Below are 18,215 nucleotides of genomic sequence, written 5' to 3' on the forward strand. Positions count from 1 at the left end.
TCTGTAGCAGCTGCCGAAGGCTGCGTTGGGCTGCGCAGCAGCCCCTTATGGCAGCAACACAATCTTGTCTGAAAGGGCAGGGTGGCCGAATCGCGAGTGCTGCGCACTCGAACGCAGCCTGCGTCAGCTGCTACAGGGACGGATACGGCCTCGGATTTACGGGGTTTAGCGGTAAGTGATTGTTATGTCGGCAAAAAACTTTGAAATATTTTAAAAATAAGTTTGACAGCTTTCCGATGCGCCATTAAGATTCGCCCCGTCCTCAGCGATGAGGGGCTATAGCTCAGCTGGGAGAGCGCTTGCATGGCATGCAAGAGGTCGACGGTTCGATCCCGTCTAGCTCCACCAATTTACACTTCAAGGTCTGGCCACACCGGTCTTGAAGCGATCAACACTCAGCGTTGATCTGTTGTATAGAAGGGTTTGCGTCCCCTTCGTCTAGTGGCCTAGGACACCGCCCTTTCACGGCGGTAACAGGGGTTCGAGTCCCCTAGGGGACGCCAGTTTTACAGAAGCGATGTTGCAAGATGTCGCTCCGCCGCGAGGCGAAAAATCCGGGGCTATAGCTCAGCTGGGAGAGCGCCTGCATGGCATGCAGGAGGTCAGCGGTTCGATCCCGCTTAGCTCCACCAATTTTACAGTTCAAGGTCTGGCCACACCGGCCTTGAATCGATCAGCTCTCAGCACTGATCAGTTGTATAGAAGGTTTTGCGTCCCCTTCGTCTAGTGGCCTAGGACACCGCCCTTTCACGGCGGTAACAGGGGTTCGAGTCCCCTAGGGGACGCCACGATTACCCGCTCTGCGGGATTTTATAAGGGTCATTCAATTATTGAATGGCCCTTTTGTTTGTCTGGCGTTTGGCCAAATCCCCTAATTCTTTCAAACTGTTCTTCAGACCAGCGGTCACATCCACGACTTGCGTAAAATTATTATGAGAATAATATTCTATTCGTAATATTCGGAGGCAACGATGAACGATAAAAAAGCTCAAACCCGCGAACGCATCCTCAAGGCTGCCAGCGCAGCGCTGATTCAGCGCGGCCCGGCCGAACCGAGCGTGGGCGAAGTGATGGGCGCGGCCGGCCTGACCGTCGGCGGCTTCTATGCGCACTTCGAAAGCAAGGACGCGATGATGCTGGAAGCGTTCAAGCAGTTGCTCGGTCATCGCCGTGGCTTGATCGCCGACATGGACGCCGAATTGACCGGCGAAGAACGTCGCGCGTTGGTTGCTGCGTTTTATCTGTCACGCAAACACCGTGATTCCTCTGAGTCCGCGTGCCCGATTCCGGCGTCGGTCGGCGAACTGGGTCGGCTGCCGGACGCGTTCCGTGTTGCACTGAATGAGCATGTGGAGTTGATGGTCGCGCAGTTGGCGGCCAGCCCGGAAGACACCGACAAAGCCTTGGCCGACATGGCCTTGATGGTCGGTGGTTTGGCTCTGGCGCGCGCGCTGGGGCCAGGAGAGTTGTCCGATCGATTGCTGCGCGCCGCCAAATCGGCGGTGCTATGACCTGACGGCCTTGGCCTGAGGAGTGAGAGCGATGAGCACGTTGAAGTGGGTTCGTGGGGTTAATGGCACCTTGGGCTGGGTCGCACCAAAACTGGTTGCGAACATAATGCGACTGGCATTCATGACGCCGCGCGAGCTGCCGCCGCGTGATTGGGAATTGCCGCTGCTGGCGAAGTCCGAGCGAATCACCTTGCGTTTCGGCCTCTCGGCACTGCGTTGGGGGCAGGGCCCGGCCGTGTTGCTGATGCATGGTTGGGAGGGTCGGCCAACGCAGTTTGCCAGCCTCATCACCGCGCTGGTCGATGCCGGTTACACCGTGGTGGCTCTGGACGGCCCGGCTCACGGTCGCTCACCGGGCAACGAAGCGAACGTCGTGCTGTTTGCCCGAGCCATGCTTGAAGCCGCTGCCGAGTTGCCGCCGCTGCAAGCCGTCATCGGCCACTCCATGGGTGGCGCCAGTGCCATGCTTGCCGTTCAGTTGGGCTTGCGTACCGAAACCCTGGTCACTATCGCTGCCCCGGCGCGGATTCTCGGCGTGTTGCGCGGTTTCGCCCGTTACGTGCGGTTGCCACCGAAAGCCCGTTCAGCGTTCATTCGTCAGATCGAAAGAGACGTCGGCATGCGCGCTGCGGCGCTGGATGTCGCGCACTATCAGCTCGACATGCCCGGCCTGATCGTTCACGCGGAAGATGACTGCTACGTTCCGGTCAAGGAATCGCAGCTGATCAACGAGGCCTGGTTTGACAGCCGTCTGTTGCGCCTGGAAGAGGGTGGTCATCAGCGGGTACTGGCTGACCCTCGGGTGATCGAAGGCGTTCTCTCGTTGCTCGCCGGTCGCAGTCTGCAATCGCGCCAATCGGCCTGAGCATCCGTTACACTGCCCCGGTGAAAATTTTCTGACCGGGAGTGGGGCATGGGCTGGGATCGGGCAACGCCATTTATCATTGATCTGGAAGTCGGCGCAGAGGACATCGATGGGCTGGGTCACGCGAACAACGCGGCGTACGTGACCTGGCTCGAACGCTGTGCCTGGCGCCACTCCCAGCGGCTTGGCCTGGACCTGGTCGAGTATCGTCGGCTGGATCGGGCGATGGCGGTGGTGCGGCACGAGATCGATTACCTGGCGGCCGCCTATGAAGGCGATGAGTTGCAATTGGCGACCTGGATCGTCGATTGGGACCAGCGTCTGAAAATGACCCGACACTTCCAGTTGAAGCGCCCCAGCGACAACACCACGTTGCTGCGGGCGCAGACCACTTTCGTCTGCATCGAACTGTCGACCGGCAAGCCCAAGCGCATGCCAGCGGAATTCATCGAGGGCTACGGCCCTGCGTTGCAAGTCGCGATCTAATTGGCGGTTTCGAGTAAACTGCCGCACGTTTTTCGTTGAGTGTGTTTTTCATGCAAATTGCTTTGGCGCCCATGGAGGGGTTGGTCGACAACATCCTGCGGGACGTGCTGACCCGTGTGGGCGGTATCGATTGGTGCGTGACCGAGTTCATTCGGATCAACGATCAACTGCTCACGCCCGCCTATTACCACAAATTCGGCCCGGAACTGTTGACCGGCGCCCGCACCGCATCCGGCGTGCCGCTGCGGGTGCAGTTGCTCGGTTCCGATCCGGTATGCCTGGCGGAAAACGCCGCGCTGGCTTGCGAGCTGGGGTCTGAGGTGATCGACCTGAACTTCGGCTGCCCGGCCAAGACTGTAAACAAGTCCCGTGGCGGTGCGGTGCTGCTCAAAGAGCCTGAGCTGCTGAACCAGATCGTCGAACACGTGCGTCGCGCCGTTCCAGCGCACATTCCGGTGACTGCCAAGATGCGCCTGGGCTTCGACAGCCCGGACGGTGCGCTGGTTTGTGCTACGGCCCTGGCCGAAGGGGGCGCGGCGCACATCGTGGTTCACGCTCGGACCAAAACGGACGGCTACAAGCCGCCAGCCCATTGGGAATGGATCCCCCGGGTGCAGGATGTCGTCAAGGTTCCAGTGTTCGCCAACGGCGACATCTGGAGCGTTGAAGACTGGCGTCGTTGCCGCGAAATCAGCGGCGTTGAGGACATCATGCTCGGTCGCGGCCTGGTTTCGCGCCCGGACCTGGCACGGCAAATTGCCGCTGCGCGGGCTGGTGAGGACGTCGTCGAGATGACCTGGGCCGAGCTGCTGCCGCTGATTCAGGACTTCTGGCTGCAAGCCAAGGCGCAAATGACAGCACGCCAATCGCCGGGTCGCTTGAAGCAGTGGCTGGCGATGCTGACCCGCAATTATCCCGAAGCGGTCGAGCTGTTCACCGTGCTGCGTCGTGAGACCGAACTGGATCAGGTCTCGCGTTTACTGGGTCTTCAGGTGTCCGAAGCAGCCTGAAAAAATCTGTGAATAATCTCTTGAAAAGCAATCAGCGGTCCTTATTTGAGGATTACGCGATGCCGAATTCGGGCCGGGCCGTTTTTTGTGCCTGTCATCCAGATGATTTCAAACATTCAGCATGCTCTGTAGCAGCTGCCGAGCAGCGCGAGGCTGCGTTCGGCTGCGAAGCAGTCGTGAATTCTGCCTGCATGGTTTTCCTGAATAACCGCGAACTCTGACTTTACGACTGCTACGTCCGAATGCGGCCCAAACTGAACGCAGCCTCGCGGGCTCGGCAGCTGCTACAAGGTCCGCATCATTTGAGCAGTTTCTGGAAGTCGTCCACCGGCAGCGGCGGACTGTGCAAATACCCCTGATAGAAATGGCAGCCCAGCCCCTGCAAGAATTCCAGCTGCTCCGGCGTCTCTACCCCTTCGGCAATCACTTTCAATTCCAGGCTGCGGGCCATGGCAACGATGGCGCGGATGATCTCGGCGTCGTTGGGGTCGGTGGTGGCGTCGCGGATGAACGATTGGTCGATTTTCAGGGTGTCGACCGGCAGACGCTTGAGGTAAGTCAGCGAGGAATAACCGGTGCCGAAATCGTCCATGGCAAAACTCACGCCGAGTTTTTTCAGGCGACACATTTTGCTGATGGTGTCCTCCAGGTTCTGGATCACGATGCCTTCGGTGATTTCCAGTTTCAGCAACGAGCAGGGCAGACCGTGGCGGGCGAGGCTGTGTTCGATGCGTTCGACGAAGTCGTTCTGGCGAAATTGCCGCGGGCTGATGTTCACGCACAGGCTGAAGTCCAGCGGATCGACCAGGCCTTTGGCGATCAGCTGTTTGAAGGCGCTGCAGGCCTCGTCGACGATCCAGGTGCCAACTTCCAGAATCAGTCCGCTGTCCTCCAGCACCTTGATGAACTCGGTGGGTGATTGCGCGCCGAGTTCCGGATGGTTCCAGCGCACCAGCGCCTCGGCGCCGATGATGCGGTCGTTCCGGGCGTCGACCTGAGGCTGGTAATGCACGCGAAACTCACCCCGGGAAAGGGCCAGGCGCAGGTCGGTTTCCATGCGCAAGCGTTCGCTCGCCGCCTTCTGCATGGTGTTGTGGTACATCTGCGTGGTGTTGCGGCCCGAATCCTTGGCCCGGTAGAGGGCGATGTCGGCGCGTTTGAGCAGGTCGGTCGGGGTCGAACCGTGATCTGGAATCAGCGCGATGCCGATGCTCGGGGTTACTTGCAGGCGTTGTCCGTCGAGGAACATCGGCTCCGACAGCAGTTCACGCAAGGTGTCCGCCAGTTGCAGTACTTGCTCGCTGACCTCGTTGCGCGAGCCTTCGAGCCCGCTGAGCAGCACCACGAATTCATCACCGCCCAAACGCGCGACGGTGTCTTCCATGCGCACGCTGGCTTCAAGGCGCGCTGTGATGATTTTCAGCACGGTATCGCCCACCGGATGACCGAGCGAATCATTGATGTGCTTGAAGTGATCAAGGTCGAGAAACATCAGGGCGCCGCGCAGGTTGTGGCGCTTGAGCAGGGCAATCTGCTGACTCAGGCGATCCATCAGCAGGGCGCGGTTGGGCAGGTTGGTCAGCGGGTCGTGGTAGGCCAGGTGACGGATCTGCGCTTCGGCGTTTTTCAGCAGGCTGACGTCCCGCGCGGTCAGCAGTAGGCAGGCGGTTTCGTTGAGGGTGATCGGTTCTACCGAAACTTCGACGGTCAGCAACTCGCCGCGTTTATTGCGTCCGAGCATTTCCTGATGAAGTACCCGACCCTTGATCTGGAGTTCGGCGAGCAGCGCCGAACGTTGTTTTTCCTCGGCCCAGATGCCGACCTGATACACCGTGCGACCGACCACTTCATCGGCGCGGTAGCCGGTCAGGCGGCAGAAGCCATCGTTAACCTCCAGATAACGCCCGGTGTCGCGCTCGGTGATGGTGATGGCGTCGGGGCTGGAGTGGAAGGCCTTGGCGAACTTCTCTTCGCTGGCCTTGAGCGCGGCTTCCGAGCGTTGCTGCTGAGTGATATCGCGCAGGGTGGTGACGATGCACGGCTGGTCGCCGACGCTGATCTGGCGGCTGGAAATCACGCAGGTCAGGGCTTGCCCGTCTTTGTGCTGAACGAGGATCGCCACGTTGTTCAGACCCTGTTCGCGGATGACCTGCTCGATGCGTCGCAGGCTTTGCGCCGAAGCGTCCCATAGACCGATTTCGTCGGCGCCGCGGCCAATCACGTCGGCGGCGCTCCAGCCAAAGGCCTGGGTGAAGCTGGAGTTGATCTCGATAAATTGGCCGGTGTCCTGACGGGTCACGCAAATCGGGTCCGGGCTGACCTGGAACAGGGTGGCGAACTTCTCTTCGGACGCCACCAGAAGCTGCTCCCGCTCAACCTGGTCGGTGATGTCGAGCAGCGTACCGGCCATGCGCAGCGGGACACCGTTTTCATCGCGATAGAGCCGGGCGCGGCTTTCCAGGTAGCGCGAGCTACCGTCCAGCAGTTGCACGCGGTAGGTCAGTTGATAATTGCCGGCAGGGCCTTCTCGCAGGCTGCGATAGGCGTCGCGCATGGTGTCGCGCTCTTCGCCGGGCACGCCTTCAAAAAAATCGTCGAAGGATTCATGGAAAGGTATGGCTTCCATCCCGTGCAGTTGGGCGGCGCGAGCCGATCCATACAGCATGCCGCTGGGAATGTGCCAGTCCCAGGTGCCGAGTTGCGCTGAATCCAGCGCCAGGTCGAGGCGCTCCTGGCTGTCTTTCAGGGCATGTTCGGCGGCTTTGCGTTCGGTGGTGTCAAGGAACGTACTCAGCAGATAAGGCTGGCCTTCGAGCTCGACCTTTTGCGCGCTGAGGATGCCGTCGTGGATCTGGCCGTTGCTGGCACGAAATTGCACCTCCATGTTGATCAGTTCGCCCTTGGCCTTGGTGGCTTTGACGAGTTGCGCCCGTTGCTCCGGATTCACCCAGAGGCCCAGTTCCAGGGTGGTGCGACCGATGGCGTCCTGCACTGGCCAGCCAAACAGGCTTTCGAAATACTGGTTGGCTTCGCTGATCAGGCCGTCTTCCTGGCGGGTCAGCAGGACCATGTTCGGACACAGGTGGAACAGCGTGGCGAAGCGTTTTTCCGAGCTGCTCAACGCCTGTTCGCGCTGGCGCTGGTGGGTGATTTCACGGATGACGCCAATCATGCGTGGCCGGCCGTGTTTGTCCGGCAGCAGGCTGCCGTTGATCTCCAGCCAGTGCAGGCTGCCGTCGGGCCAGCGGATGCGGTGATGCATCGCCTGTTCCAGCGGGGCGCCAGCGATCACCGCATCGAAGGCGCGAATGGTTTTGGCCCGATCCTCTGGCGGCAGCAAGTCGAGGTATTCCAGATCCGCCGGCAGCGGTTGCCGGGGATCGAAGCCGAACAGCGCCTGGGTACCCCGCGACCAGCTGATCTGCCCACGTTCGATGTCCCAATACCAGGCGCCCAAACGTGCACCGTTTAGGGCGGCCAGCAATTGTGGGGCGCTTTCCCAGCTTTGCTCGGACCGTTTTGGGTCAAGCGCCTGTATACGCGGCATCGGCGGAATACGGTCAACAGATTTCGGCATTGGCAAGCCTTGGCTGAGTGAGGTGTCAGGTTCAGTGACTCGAGGCTCTATAGACGTAGCACAGCTTAGCCGAGAGTCCCTGGCAGATCGATTTGTGCATCCAGCAAAGCCATGAAGGCTCGTGCCGCATTCGACAGCGTCCGCTCTGTGTGCAGGATATAGCCTAGCTGGCGAGTGAGTTGTATGCCCGGTAAAGGTATTCGCGCAACCTGATCATCAAGCATGGTGCGCGGCAACACGCTCCAGGCCAGGCCGATCGAGACCATCATCTTGATGGTTTCCAGATAATTCGTGCTCATGGCGATGTTCGGCGTCAGGCCTTGAGCTTCGAACAGGCGCCGGACGATGTGGTGAGTAAAGGTGTTGCCGCCGGGGAAAACCGCCGGGTGCAGGGCAATGTCCGCCAGGCTGACCGGGCCATGACTGATCAACGAGTGCTCCGGGGCGACCACGAAGTCCAGCGGGTCGTCCCACACCGGCGTGGCCTTGACCAGTGCGTGGGGCTCCGGCGCCAGGGTGATGACCGCCAGTTCGGCACGGCCATGGAGGATTTCTTCGTAGGCCACTTCCGAATCGAGGAACTGAATATCCAGCGCCACTTGCGGGTAACGTCGGGTGAACTCCCTTAATAAGGGGGGCAAGCGGTGCAGGCCGATGTGGTGGCTGGTGGCCAGTGTCAGGCGGCCGGTCACTTCGCCGGTCAGATTGGTCAGGGCGCGGCGCGTGTCGTCCAGCACATTCAGAATCTGATAGGCCCGCGGCAGCAAGGCGCGTCCGGCTTCGGTCAGGCTCACTTCACGGCCCAGGCGATCGAACAGGCGCACCTTCAATTGCTGTTCCAGCCCGGCAATGCGCTTGCTGATGGCCGGTTGCGTCAGGTGCAGCCGTTCGCCAGCGCCGGAGAAGCTGCCGGTCTCGGCAATCGCGATAAAAGCATTGAGGTTGGCGAGGTCCATTGCGGTATTCCAGTTGGTTATCCAAAGCATGAAAAATATGAATTTGAGTTATTTAATGTAACCCCCTAGGATCGACCTCACAAGCCAAGGGGTTATTGAATCTCTCAAGACCCAGAGGTCTGTGTGGCGAGTTTGTTAGTTCAAATTCGGATGCCAGAAGTCCATAGCCAAGGCGCTGCGACGAGTCATAGCGTGCTATGGCGAGGAGCAGCAACGCAGGATATGGGCTACTGGCGCCGAAGTTGACTAACAAAACTCGCTACACAGACCTCTCCGGCATAGAAACACGCTGATGAGGACCGTCTGATGGCCGGCAAAACGCTTTACGACAAGCTGTGGGATTCCCATGAAGTGAAACGGCGCGACGATGGGTCGTCGCTGATCTATATCGACCGCCACATCATCCATGAAGTGACTTCGCCCCAAGCTTTCGAAGGCCTGCGTCTGGCCGGGCGCAAGCCTTGGCGCGTCGACTCGATCATCGCCACCCCGGACCACAACGTACCGACCACTCCGGATCGCAAGGGCGGCATTGAAGCGATCACCGATCAGGTCTCGCGTTTGCAGGTTCAGACCCTCGATGACTACTGCGATGAATATGGCATCACTGAATTCAAGATGAATGACGTGCGTCAGGGCATCGTTCACGTGATCGGTCCGGAGCAGGGTGCCACCTTGCCGGGCATGACCGTGGTCTGTGGCGACTCGCACACCTCGACCCACGGCGCGTTTGGCGCATTGGCCCACGGCATCGGGACTTCCGAGGTGGAGCACGTGTTCGCCACGCAGTGCCTGGTCGCCAAAAAAATGAAAAACATGCTGGTGTCGGTCGAGGGCAAGTTGCCGTTCGGCGTGACCGCCAAGGACATCGTGCTCGCCGTCATCGGCAAGATCGGCACCGCCGGCGGTAACGGCCACGCCATCGAGTTCGCCGGCAGCGCCATTCGCGATTTGTCCGTCGAAGGCCGCATGACCATCTGCAACATGTCCATTGAAGCTGGCGCTCGTGTTGGCCTGGTGGCTGCCGACGAAAAAACCGTGGCTTACGTCAAGGGTCGTCCATTTGCCCCGAAAGGCGCGGAATGGGATCTGGCGGTCGAAGCCTGGAAAGACCTGGTGTCCGACGCTGACGCCGTGTTCGACACCGTGGTCGAGCTCGACGCCAATCAGATCAAGCCGCAAGTCAGCTGGGGCACTTCGCCCGAGATGGTCCTGGCGGTTGATCAGAACGTGCCGGACCCGGCGAAGGAAATGGACCTGGTCAAGCGCGGTTCCATCGAGCGCGCCTTGAAATACATGGGTTTGAGCGCCAATCAGGCGATCACCGACATTCAACTGGACCGCGTCTTCATTGGTTCCTGCACCAACTCGCGGATCGAAGACTTGCGCGCTGCGGCGGTGATCGCCAAGGGCCGTAAAGTCGCTTCGACCATCAAGCAAGCCATCGTGGTGCCGGGCTCGGGCCTGGTGAAGGCGCAAGCCGAGGCCGAAGGCCTGGACAAGATTTTCCTCGAAGCCGGTTTCGAGTGGCGTGAACCGGGTTGCTCGATGTGCCTGGCGATGAACCCGGACCGTTTGGAGTCGGGCGAGCATTGCGCCTCGACCTCCAACCGCAACTTCGAAGGGCGTCAGGGCGCCGGTGGCCGTACGCACCTGGTCAGCCCGGCCATGGCCGCGGCGGCTGCCGTCCACGGTCGTTTCATCGACGTTCGCGAACTGATCTGAGGAACCGCACATGAGAGCTTTTACCCAACACACCGGTTTGGTCGCACCCTTGGACCGTGCCAACGTCGACACCGACCAGATCATTCCTAAGCAGTTCTTGAAGTCGATCAAGCGCACCGGTTTTGGCCCGAACCTGTTTGACGAATGGCGCTACCTGGACGTGGGTTATGCCTACCAGGACAACTCCAAGCGTCCGCTGAACAAGGACTTCGTCCTCAATGCAGAGCGTTATCAAGGCGCCAGCGTGCTGCTGGCCCGCGAGAACTTCGGTTGCGGCTCCAGCCGTGAACACGCGCCGTGGGCGCTGGAAGAGTACGGTTTTCGCAGCATCATCGCGCCGAGCTACGCCGACATCTTCTACAACAACAGCTTCAAGAACGGCTTGTTGCCGATCATCTTGAGCGACGCTGAAGTGGATGAGCTGTTCCAGCAGGTTGAAGCCAATCCGGGTTACGAGTTGACGGTCGACCTGCAAGCCCAGACCGTCACCCGTCCGGATGGCAAGGTCTACAGCTTCGAACTTGACGAGTTCCGCAAGCATTGCCTGGTCAACGGCCTGGACGACATCGGCCTGACCTTGCAGGACCACGAAGCGATTGCGGCGTTTGAAGCCAAACACCGTGCGAGCCAGCCGTGGTTGTTTCGCGACGTTTGATGTTTTGAGGTGACCGTTAAAAAGATCGCAGCCTTCGGCAGCTCCTACGCCGATCTCTGTAGGAGCTGCCGCAGGCTGCGATCTTTTGATCTTCAAACCCGACAACACATACGGATATCACCATGACCAGCAACGCCCAGCACAGCCAAGTCGTACAAAAGCAATTCGGTGAACAAGCCTCGGCCTATCTGAGCAGCGCCGTACACGCTCAGGGCACCGAATTTGCGTTGCTACAGGCTGAACTGGCAGGGCAGGGCGATGCCCGGGTGCTGGACCTGGGCTGCGGCGCCGGTCACGTGAGTTTTCACGTAGCGTCGCTGGTCAAGGAAGTGGTGGCCTACGATTTGTCGCAGCAGATGCTCGACGTGGTGGCCGGTGCCGCCGTCGATCGCGGTCTGACCAACGTGTCCACCGTGCTGGGCGCCGCCGAGCGCCTGCCGTTCGCCGATGGCGAATTCGATTTCGTCTTCAGCCGTTATTCGGCGCACCATTGGAGCGATCTCGGCCTGGCCCTGCGAGAAGTTCGCCGGGTGCTGAAGCCGGGCGGCGTGGCGGCGTTCATCGACGTGTTGTCACCGGGCAGTCCGTTGTTCGACACTTACCTGCAAAGCGTCGAAGTGCTGCGCGACACCAGCCATGTGCGCGATTATTCCGCCGGCGAGTGGTTGCGTCAGGTCAGCGAAGCGGGGTTGCATACCCGTAGCACCACCCGTCAACGGCTGCGACTGGAGTACACCTCCTGGGTCGAGCGCATGCGCACACCAGAGGTGATGCGCGCGGCAATCCTCGAGTTGCAGCAATCGATGGGTAATGAAGTACGCGAATATTTTGAAATTGAGCCCGATGGTTCGTTCAGTACCGATGTGCTGGTGCTGATGGCCGAGCGATAGACTTTTTCCGGGCGTGCCTCAGGGCGCACCGACTGATGACATGAGGAAAGCATGAGCAAGCAGATTCTGATTCTCCCAGGTGACGGTATTGGCCCGGAAATCATGGCCGAAGCGGTCAAGGTGCTGGAGCTGGCGAACGACAAGTACAGCCTGGGCTTCGAGCTGAGCCATGACGTGATCGGTGGCGCTGCCATCGACAAGCACGGCGTGCCGCTGGCTGACGAAACCCTGGACCGTGCACGCGCGGCCGACGCTGTACTGCTCGGCGCCGTGGGCGGCCCGAAATGGGACACCATCGAGCGTGACATTCGCCCTGAGCGCGGCCTGCTGAAGATTCGTGCGCAACTGGGCCTGTTCGGCAACCTGCGTCCGGCGATCCTGTACCCGCAACTGGCCGAGGCGTCTAGCCTGAAGCCAGAAATCGTGGCTGGCCTGGACATCCTGATCGTCCGTGAACTGACCGGCGGTATCTACTTCGGCGCGCCACGCGGTACCCGCACCCTGGAAAACGGCGAGCGTCAGGCTTACGACACCCTGCCGTACAGCGAAAGCGAAATCCGCCGCATCGCCCGCGTCGGTTTCGACATGGCCATGGTGCGCGGCAAGAAGCTGTGCTCGGTGGACAAGGCCAACGTACTGGCCTCCAGCCAGCTGTGGCGTGAAATCGTCGAGCAAGTGGCCAAGGATTACCCTGAAGTCGAACTGAGCCACATGTACGTCGACAACGCCGCCATGCAGCTGGTGCGCGCACCGAAGCAATTCGACGTGATCGTCACTGACAACCTGTTCGGCGACATTCTGTCCGACCAGGCGTCGATGCTCACCGGTTCCATCGGCATGCTGCCGTCGGCATCGTTGGATACCAACAATAAAGGCATGTACGAGCCGTGCCATGGTTCGGCGCCGGACATCGCTGGCAAAGGCATTGCCAACCCGTTGGCGACCATTCTGTCGGTGTCGATGATGCTGCGTTACAGCTTCAATCTGCAGGATGCGGCCGATGCCATCGAGAAGGCCGTCAGTCTGGTATTGGACCAAGGCCTGCGTACTGGCGACATCTGGTCGGCCGGTTGCACTAAAGTCGGTACGCAGGAAATGGGCGACGCAGTAGTCGCCGCGCTGCGGAATCTGTAATCTCTCGGGCCCGCTGCAACTTTCACTCTTGAAAGCAGCGGCCCACTTTTTAAAGAAGGTGTAGTTGCGATGAAACGTGTAGGTCTGATCGGTTGGCGCGGTATGGTCGGTTCCGTGCTCATGCAGCGGATGCTGGAAGAGCAGGATTTCGATCTTATTGAGCCGGTGTTTTTCACCACTTCCAATGTCGGTGGCCAAGGCCCGTCCGTGGGCAAGGACATTGCTCCGCTCAAGGACGCTTACAGCATTGATGAGCTGAAAACCCTCGACGTGATTCTGACCTGCCAGGGTGGCGACTACACCAGCGAAGTTTTCCCGAAACTGCGCGAAGCCGGCTGGCAGGGTTACTGGATCGACGCCGCCTCCAGCCTGCGCATGCAGGATGACGCGGTGATCGTGCTGGACCCGGTGAACCGCAAGGTCATCGACCAGCAGCTCGACGCGGGCACCAAGAACTACATCGGCGGCAACTGCACCGTCAGCCTGATGCTGATGGGCCTGGGCGGTCTGTTCGAAGCCGGTCTGGTCGAGTGGATGAGCGCCATGACCTATCAGGCGGCCTCCGGTGCCGGGGCGCAGAACATGCGTGAACTGATCAAGCAAATGGGCGCGACCCACGCCGCTGTCGCTGATCAACTGGCCGACCCGGCCAGCGCGATCCTCGACATCGACCGCCGTGTGGCCGAAGCCATGCGCAGCGACGCGTACCCGACCGAAAACTTCGGCGTACCGCTGGCCGGCAGCCTGATCCCGTGGATCGACAAGGAACTGCCAAACGGTCAGAGCCGCGAAGAGTGGAAGGCCCAGGCCGAGACCAACAAGATCCTTGGTCGCTTCAAGAGCCCGATCCCGGTCGATGGCATCTGCGTGCGTATCGGCGCCATGCGCTGCCACAGCCAGGCGCTGACCATCAAACTGAACAAAGATGTGCCGATCGCCGATATCGAAGGACTGATCAGCCAGCACAACCCTTGGGTCAAACTGGTGCCGAACAGCCGCGAAGCCAGCATTCAGGAACTGAGCCCGACGAAAGTCACCGGCACCCTGAACGTACCGGTTGGCCGTCTGCGCAAGCTGAACATGGGCACGCAGTACGTCGGCGCGTTCACCGTCGGCGACCAACTGCTGTGGGGCGCGGCTGAACCGCTGCGTCGCATGCTGCGGATCCTGCTTGAGCGTTGATCGATTGAAGTAATGAACGAACCCGTGCCTTGAAAGAGGTGCGGGTTTTTTCTTTTGGTATGTTCGTCGCCTGCAAAAAGATCGCAGCCTTCGGCAGCTCCTACATCGGCCGCGTGCAAACCCGATCCTGTAGGAGCTGCCGAAGGCTGCGATCTTTTGCTCTAAATTGCCGAACTGCCAACCACCCGGTAAAGTGCCGCTCCCCCCGTTTCGCCAGAGGTAGAACCATGAGCCAGTCCTTTGATATTGCCGTGATCGGCGCCACCGGTACTGTCGGCGAAACGCTCGTGCAGATTCTCGAAGAGCGCGACTTCCCTGTCGGCAATCTGCACCTGCTCGCCAGCAGCGAATCGGCCGGGCATTCGGTGCCCTTTCGCGGCAAGAACGTGCGGGTGCGGGAAGTCGATGAGTTCGACTTCAGTAAAGTCCAGCTGGTGTTCTTCGCTGCCGGCCCGGCGGTAACCCTGAGTTTCGCTTCGCGTGCCACGGCCGCCGGTTGCTCGCTGATCGACCTGTCCGGCGCGTTGCCGGCTGATCAGGCGCCACACGTCGTGCCTGAAGCCAACGCGCAGGTGCTGGCCGGTATGAAAAAGCCGTTCCAGGTCAGCAGTCCAAGCCCTTCGGCCACCACACTGGCGGTAGTGCTGGCGCCGTTGCTCGGCTTGCTCGACCTGCAACGCATCAATTTGACCGCCAGCCTGGCCGTCTCCGCCCTGGGCCGCGAAGCCGTCACCGAGCTGGCACGGCAAACGGCCGAGCTGCTCAATGTGCGTCCGCTGGAGCCGACCTTCTTCGATCGGCAGATGGCCTTCAACTTGCTGGCGCAAGTGGGCAAGCCAGATGATCAGGGTCACACGCTGCTGGAAAAACGCCTGGTCCGCGAGCTGCGTCAGGTCATGGCGCTGCCTTTATTAAAGATTTCCGTCACTTGCATTCAAGCCCCGGTGTTTTTTGGCGATAGCTTTAACGTGACCTTGCAATCATCGAGCGACATCGACCTGGCGAAAGTCAACGCCGCCCTGGAAGACGCGCCCGGTATCGAGTGGGTGGAAGCCGGCGATTACCCGACGCCGGTAGGCGATGCGGTAGGGCAGGACGTGGTCTACGTTGGTCGGGTTCGCAACGGGATCGACGACCTGTCGGAACTAAATTTGTGGCTGACGTCAGATAACGTACGCAAAGGCGCAGCGCTCAATGCTGTGCAGGTGGCTGAATTGTTGATAAAAGACCTGCTGTAAAAGATACTTGGCAACAATTTGTCGAATGAATCCAGCCGGGCGCTATGCTTGGCCGGACTGCTGAAGGCGGGCTCCCTCCGGGGCTTTGCGTGGCATGAATGAAATGACCGCGCGCGACGACTCTTCGCCGCCGCGCGCAATGCCTTACGGCAGCGACTATCAACACCTTCTCGCTGGCCGAGGAATGTTCAAACAAAGGATGAGGCTATGGTTCAAGTTCGCAAACTGGTGTTAGCAATAGCGGCCGCCTCGGCGCTGTCCTCCGGTATGGCGCATGCCCTCGGGCTCGGGGAATTGACCCTGAAGTCGACGCTGAACCAGCCCCTGGTGGCGGAAATCGAGTTGCTCGACGTCAAGGACCTCACCGCTGCCGAAGTGGTGCCGAGCCTGGCTTCGCCCGAAGATTTCGCCAAGGCCGGTGTCGACCGCCAGGCGTTTCTCAATGACCTGACCTTTACCCCGGTGCTCAACGCCAGCGGCAAAAGCATCCTGCGTGTGACGTCCAGCAAACCACTCTCCGAACCCATGGTGAAATTCCTGGTTCAGGTGATGTGGCCCAACGGTCGTCTGCTGCGCGATTACAGCGTGCTGCTCGATCCGTCCAAATTCTCGCCGCAAACCGCTGATGCGGCTGCGCAGCCTGCACCGACGCAAACGGTCACCGCACCGGTGACCGGTGGCACCCAGCCAACCCAATACACCACTGCGCCGCGCGATACCCTGTGGGAAATCGCTGCGAAGACGCGCACTGGCGGCTCGGTCCAGCAAACCATGCTGGCTATCCAGGCGTTGAATCCGGATGCCTTTATCGACGGCAACATCAACCGGTTGAAAGCCGGTCAGGTGCTGCGTCTACCGGATCAGACGCAGAGCACCAGCTTGCCGCAACCGAACGCCATTGCTGAAGTCTCCGCGCAGAACACCGCGTGGCGTCAGGGTCGTCGCTACGTGGCGAAGTCCGGGACCGGACAGCAGCAGCTCGATGCCACCAAGCGCGCTCGCGGCGAAGGCCCTTCGTCGCAAGCGGCGAAAGACAATCTGAGCCTGGTCTCTGCCGAGTCCGGCAAGGCCGGTGGCAAAGGCGCCGCCGGTGATGCCAAGAACTTGAGCAGCAAGCTGGCCGTGACCCAGGAAAGCCTCGACACGACCCGTCGTGACAACGCCGAACTGAAAGGCCGCATGACCGATCTGCAAAGTCAGCTGGACAAGTTGCAACGCCTGATCGAACTGAAGAACAATCAATTGGCCAAGTTGCAGGCTGAAGGCGCGGCGGGTGCGCCGGCACCAGGTACGACCGCTCCGGCAATGTCAGCCGAACTGGCGGCCAATCCTGCGGCAGCGCCTACGGAAGCGGCTCCGGTAACACCTGCACCAGGGGCTGCTGCGCCTGAGGCCACTCCGGCTCCGGTCGAGCAGCCTGTCGAGCCGACGCCGGCAGCATCCGACGATCAGCAATTCAAAGAACTGCTGACCAATCCGTGGCTGCTGGGTCTGGCAGGTGGCGGGGCGGTGGTGGCGCTGTTCCTGCTGCTGTTGCTGGCGCGTCGCCGCAAAGCCCAGCAAGAAGCCGAGAAGCATTTGCGCATGGCCCGTGATTTGGCCGAGGAGCAGGCGTTCTCCGCTGAACTCGACCTGCCAAAAGGCATCTTCGAAGACCTGGAAGTGCCGCCGCCGAGCGTGAAGCTCGCTACCGCGCCAACCCCAACGCCACCGCCTGCACCCGCCCCTGCACCCGCGCCGGCGCCGGCGCCGGTGATTGCACCGGTTGTGGTAACGCCGCCTATCGCTGCGCCATTGGTTTCGCCTGCTGGCGAGCGCGATGACGACGTATTGACCAAGGCGCAGTCGCACATCACTGCCGGTCGTCTGAATCAGGCGGCTGCCTTGCTGGAAGACGGGATCAAGCAAGAGCCGCAACGCAGTGACCTGCGCCTCAAGCTGATGGAAGTCTACGGTCAGCAAGGCGACCGCGATGCATTCGTTGCCCAGGAACGCCAATTGGTGGCCAACGGTGACAACTTTGCTCAGGTCGAAAAACTCAAGAGCCGCTTCCCGGCCATGGTTATTGCGGCAGCCGGTGGTATCGCAGCCGCTGCGATCGCTGCCGAACTGGACGCGCAATACGTCAAGGATTTGCTGCTGGACGAGCCTGAAGCGCCGGCAGCGGCAGAGCCCGATGACTTCGACAATGCCTTCGATTTGAGCCTGGATGATCTGGAAACCGCCTCTCCGGCAGTGGTTGCACCAGAGGCAGAAGCAGAGGCAAAGCCCGATGACTTCGACAGTGCCTTCGATTTGAGTCTGGATGATCTGGAAGCTGCCTCTCCGGCGGTGGTTGCACCAGAACCAGAACCAGTGTCTGCGGCTGAGCTGGACGAGTTCCCGCTGGACGACGACTTGAGCTTCGAGTCGGTGTTGCAGCAGCAGACCGACATCAAGGAAAACCTCGATGACCTGTCGGACTTCGACCTGGATATGGATCTCGGTGGGGATGCCTCGCCGGCGACCCTGGCCGAAGACGACTTCCTGTTGAGTCTGGATGACGGCGTCAAGGACCTGGACTTGCCTGTCGCTGAAGCACCGGCTGTTCCCGAGGTTGCGCTGGACGATCTGGAGCTGCCAGCCGATTTCGACCTGTCGCTGGCTGACGAAATCGACGCGCCAGACGCTCCGGACGCGTTTGCAGCCGAACTGGATGACGTCAACGCCGAGCTGGATCGTCTGTCCCAGAGTCTTGGCGAGCCGAGCTTCACGGCGGAAGACGCCATGGCCTCCGCAGCTGACGAGCCGGAATTCGATTTCCTTTCCGGCACCGACGAAGTCGCGACCAAACTCGATCTGGCCCAGGCCTACATCGACATGGGCGACGCCGACGGCGCTCGGGACATCCTCAACGAGGTGGTGACCGAGGGTGACGACGGTCAGAAGAGCGAAGCCCAGGAAATGCTTTCGCGTCTGGCGTGATTGATCGGTAAGGCGTAAACAA

The 18,215-nt window shown here is 60.5% G+C and carries 13 protein-coding genes and 4 tRNA genes; 15 read left to right on the forward strand and 2 right to left on the reverse strand.

What is annotated here, in order from left to right:
- The first annotated feature begins 272 nt into the window (after positions 1 to 272).
- From ACIQU2_RS04055 to ACIQU2_RS04090, 8 genes are all read left to right on the forward strand, one after another.
- A tRNA-Ala gene (locus tag ACIQU2_RS04055) sits at positions 273 to 348 on the forward strand.
- Between the two features lie 79 nt (positions 349 to 427).
- Positions 428 to 503, forward strand: a tRNA-Glu gene (locus ACIQU2_RS04060).
- Positions 504 to 556: 53 nt separating this feature from the next.
- A tRNA-Ala gene (locus tag ACIQU2_RS04065) sits at positions 557 to 632 on the forward strand.
- Between the two features lie 80 nt (positions 633 to 712).
- A tRNA-Glu gene (locus tag ACIQU2_RS04070) sits at positions 713 to 788 on the forward strand.
- A 183-nt stretch (positions 789 to 971) separates the two neighbouring features.
- A complete protein-coding gene (locus ACIQU2_RS04075; protein ID WP_134421324.1) occupies positions 972 to 1,511 on the forward strand; it encodes a TetR/AcrR family transcriptional regulator in 540 nt (179 codons plus the stop codon).
- Between the two features lie 31 nt (positions 1,512 to 1,542).
- The gene (locus ACIQU2_RS04080; protein WP_347805783.1) at positions 1,543 to 2,376 is read left to right on the forward strand and encodes an alpha/beta fold hydrolase; all 834 of its coding nucleotides are present in this window, start codon (positions 1,543 to 1,545) and stop codon (positions 2,374 to 2,376) included.
- 48 nt (positions 2,377 to 2,424) lie between these two features.
- Positions 2,425 to 2,862, forward strand: coding sequence for an acyl-CoA thioesterase (locus ACIQU2_RS04085; protein ID WP_403138777.1), 438 nt, complete (start codon positions 2,425 to 2,427; stop codon positions 2,860 to 2,862).
- Positions 2,863 to 2,912: 50 nt separating this feature from the next.
- Complete coding sequence (locus tag ACIQU2_RS04090) at positions 2,913 to 3,872, forward strand: tRNA dihydrouridine synthase (protein WP_403138779.1); 960 nt, start codon at positions 2,913 to 2,915, stop codon at positions 3,870 to 3,872.
- 298 nt (positions 3,873 to 4,170) lie between these two features.
- On the opposite strand, the gene ACIQU2_RS04095 is transcribed toward ACIQU2_RS04090, so the two are convergent.
- Both ACIQU2_RS04095 and ACIQU2_RS04100 read right to left on the reverse strand, forming a co-directional pair.
- Positions 4,171 to 7,449 carry an EAL domain-containing protein gene (locus tag ACIQU2_RS04095; RefSeq protein ID WP_403138782.1) on the reverse strand — a complete coding sequence of 1,093 codons (3,279 nt, stop codon included), beginning with the start codon at positions 7,447 to 7,449 and terminating at the stop codon, positions 4,171 to 4,173.
- Between the two features lie 65 nt (positions 7,450 to 7,514).
- Positions 7,515 to 8,405, reverse strand: coding sequence for a LysR family transcriptional regulator (locus ACIQU2_RS04100; protein WP_008151271.1), 891 nt, complete (start codon positions 8,403 to 8,405; stop codon positions 7,515 to 7,517).
- A 306-nt stretch (positions 8,406 to 8,711) separates the two neighbouring features.
- Between ACIQU2_RS04100 and leuC the strand changes: the two genes are divergently transcribed.
- The 7 genes from leuC to ACIQU2_RS04135 all read left to right on the forward strand — a co-directional run bounded on the left by leuC (position 8,712) and on the right by ACIQU2_RS04135 (position 18,193).
- Entirely contained in the window at positions 8,712 to 10,130 is a 1,419-nt protein-coding gene (gene leuC, locus ACIQU2_RS04105) for a 3-isopropylmalate dehydratase large subunit (protein WP_347805786.1), read from the forward strand.
- A gap of 10 nt (positions 10,131 to 10,140) precedes the next feature.
- A complete protein-coding gene (gene leuD, locus ACIQU2_RS04110) occupies positions 10,141 to 10,785 on the forward strand; it encodes a 3-isopropylmalate dehydratase small subunit (protein ID WP_046047740.1) in 645 nt (214 codons plus the stop codon).
- A 122-nt stretch (positions 10,786 to 10,907) separates the two neighbouring features.
- Positions 10,908 to 11,675, forward strand: coding sequence for a class I SAM-dependent methyltransferase (locus ACIQU2_RS04115; protein WP_403138788.1), 768 nt, complete (start codon positions 10,908 to 10,910; stop codon positions 11,673 to 11,675).
- A 51-nt stretch (positions 11,676 to 11,726) separates the two neighbouring features.
- Complete coding sequence (leuB, locus tag ACIQU2_RS04120; RefSeq protein ID WP_046047738.1) at positions 11,727 to 12,809, forward strand: 3-isopropylmalate dehydrogenase; 1,083 nt, start codon at positions 11,727 to 11,729, stop codon at positions 12,807 to 12,809.
- Positions 12,810 to 12,878: 69 nt separating this feature from the next.
- Positions 12,879 to 13,991 (forward strand): aspartate-semialdehyde dehydrogenase, encoded by a 1,113-nt coding sequence (gene asd, locus ACIQU2_RS04125; protein ID WP_033061853.1) that lies wholly within the window; start codon positions 12,879 to 12,881, stop codon positions 13,989 to 13,991.
- A 227-nt stretch (positions 13,992 to 14,218) separates the two neighbouring features.
- Positions 14,219 to 15,229: an aspartate-semialdehyde dehydrogenase gene (locus ACIQU2_RS04130; RefSeq protein ID WP_403138793.1), complete on the forward strand. Its 1,011-nt coding sequence runs from the start codon at positions 14,219 to 14,221 to the stop codon at positions 15,227 to 15,229.
- A 207-nt stretch (positions 15,230 to 15,436) separates the two neighbouring features.
- Positions 15,437 to 18,193, forward strand: a complete 2,757-nt coding sequence (locus ACIQU2_RS04135) for a FimV/HubP family polar landmark protein (protein WP_403138796.1) — start codon at positions 15,437 to 15,439, stop codon at positions 18,191 to 18,193.
- The last annotated feature ends 22 nt before the right edge of the window (positions 18,194 to 18,215 follow it).

It is taken from the genome of Pseudomonas sp. NPDC098740 (assembly GCF_044760065.1).
Classification (GTDB): Bacteria; Pseudomonadota; Gammaproteobacteria; order Pseudomonadales; family Pseudomonadaceae; genus Aquipseudomonas; species Aquipseudomonas rossensis.

Bases quoted from the DNA above. Each gene is read 5' to 3' on its own strand.
- ACIQU2_RS04075 (WP_134421324.1), top strand. From the start codon at position 972: ATGAACGATAAAAAAGCTCAAACCCGCGAACGCATCCTCAAGGCTGCC.
- ACIQU2_RS04080 (WP_347805783.1), top strand. From the start codon at position 1,543: ATGAGCACGTTGAAGTGGGTTCGTGGGGTTAATGGCACCTTGGGCTGG.
- ACIQU2_RS04085 (WP_403138777.1), top strand. From the start codon at position 2,425: ATGGGCTGGGATCGGGCAACGCCATTTATCATTGATCTGGAAGTCGGC.
- ACIQU2_RS04090 (WP_403138779.1), top strand. From the start codon at position 2,913: ATGCAAATTGCTTTGGCGCCCATGGAGGGGTTGGTCGACAACATCCTG.
- ACIQU2_RS04095 (WP_403138782.1), bottom strand. From the start codon at position 7,449: ATGCCGAAATCTGTTGACCGTATTCCGCCGATGCCGCGTATACAGGCG.
- ACIQU2_RS04100 (WP_008151271.1), bottom strand. From the start codon at position 8,405: ATGGACCTCGCCAACCTCAATGCTTTTATCGCGATTGCCGAGACCGGC.
- leuC (WP_347805786.1), top strand. From the start codon at position 8,712: ATGGCCGGCAAAACGCTTTACGACAAGCTGTGGGATTCCCATGAAGTG.
- leuD (WP_046047740.1), top strand. From the start codon at position 10,141: ATGAGAGCTTTTACCCAACACACCGGTTTGGTCGCACCCTTGGACCGT.
- ACIQU2_RS04115 (WP_403138788.1), top strand. From the start codon at position 10,908: ATGACCAGCAACGCCCAGCACAGCCAAGTCGTACAAAAGCAATTCGGT.
- leuB (WP_046047738.1), top strand. From the start codon at position 11,727: ATGAGCAAGCAGATTCTGATTCTCCCAGGTGACGGTATTGGCCCGGAA.
- asd (WP_033061853.1), top strand. From the start codon at position 12,879: ATGAAACGTGTAGGTCTGATCGGTTGGCGCGGTATGGTCGGTTCCGTG.
- ACIQU2_RS04130 (WP_403138793.1), top strand. From the start codon at position 14,219: ATGAGCCAGTCCTTTGATATTGCCGTGATCGGCGCCACCGGTACTGTC.
- ACIQU2_RS04135 (WP_403138796.1), top strand. From the start codon at position 15,437: ATGGTTCAAGTTCGCAAACTGGTGTTAGCAATAGCGGCCGCCTCGGCG.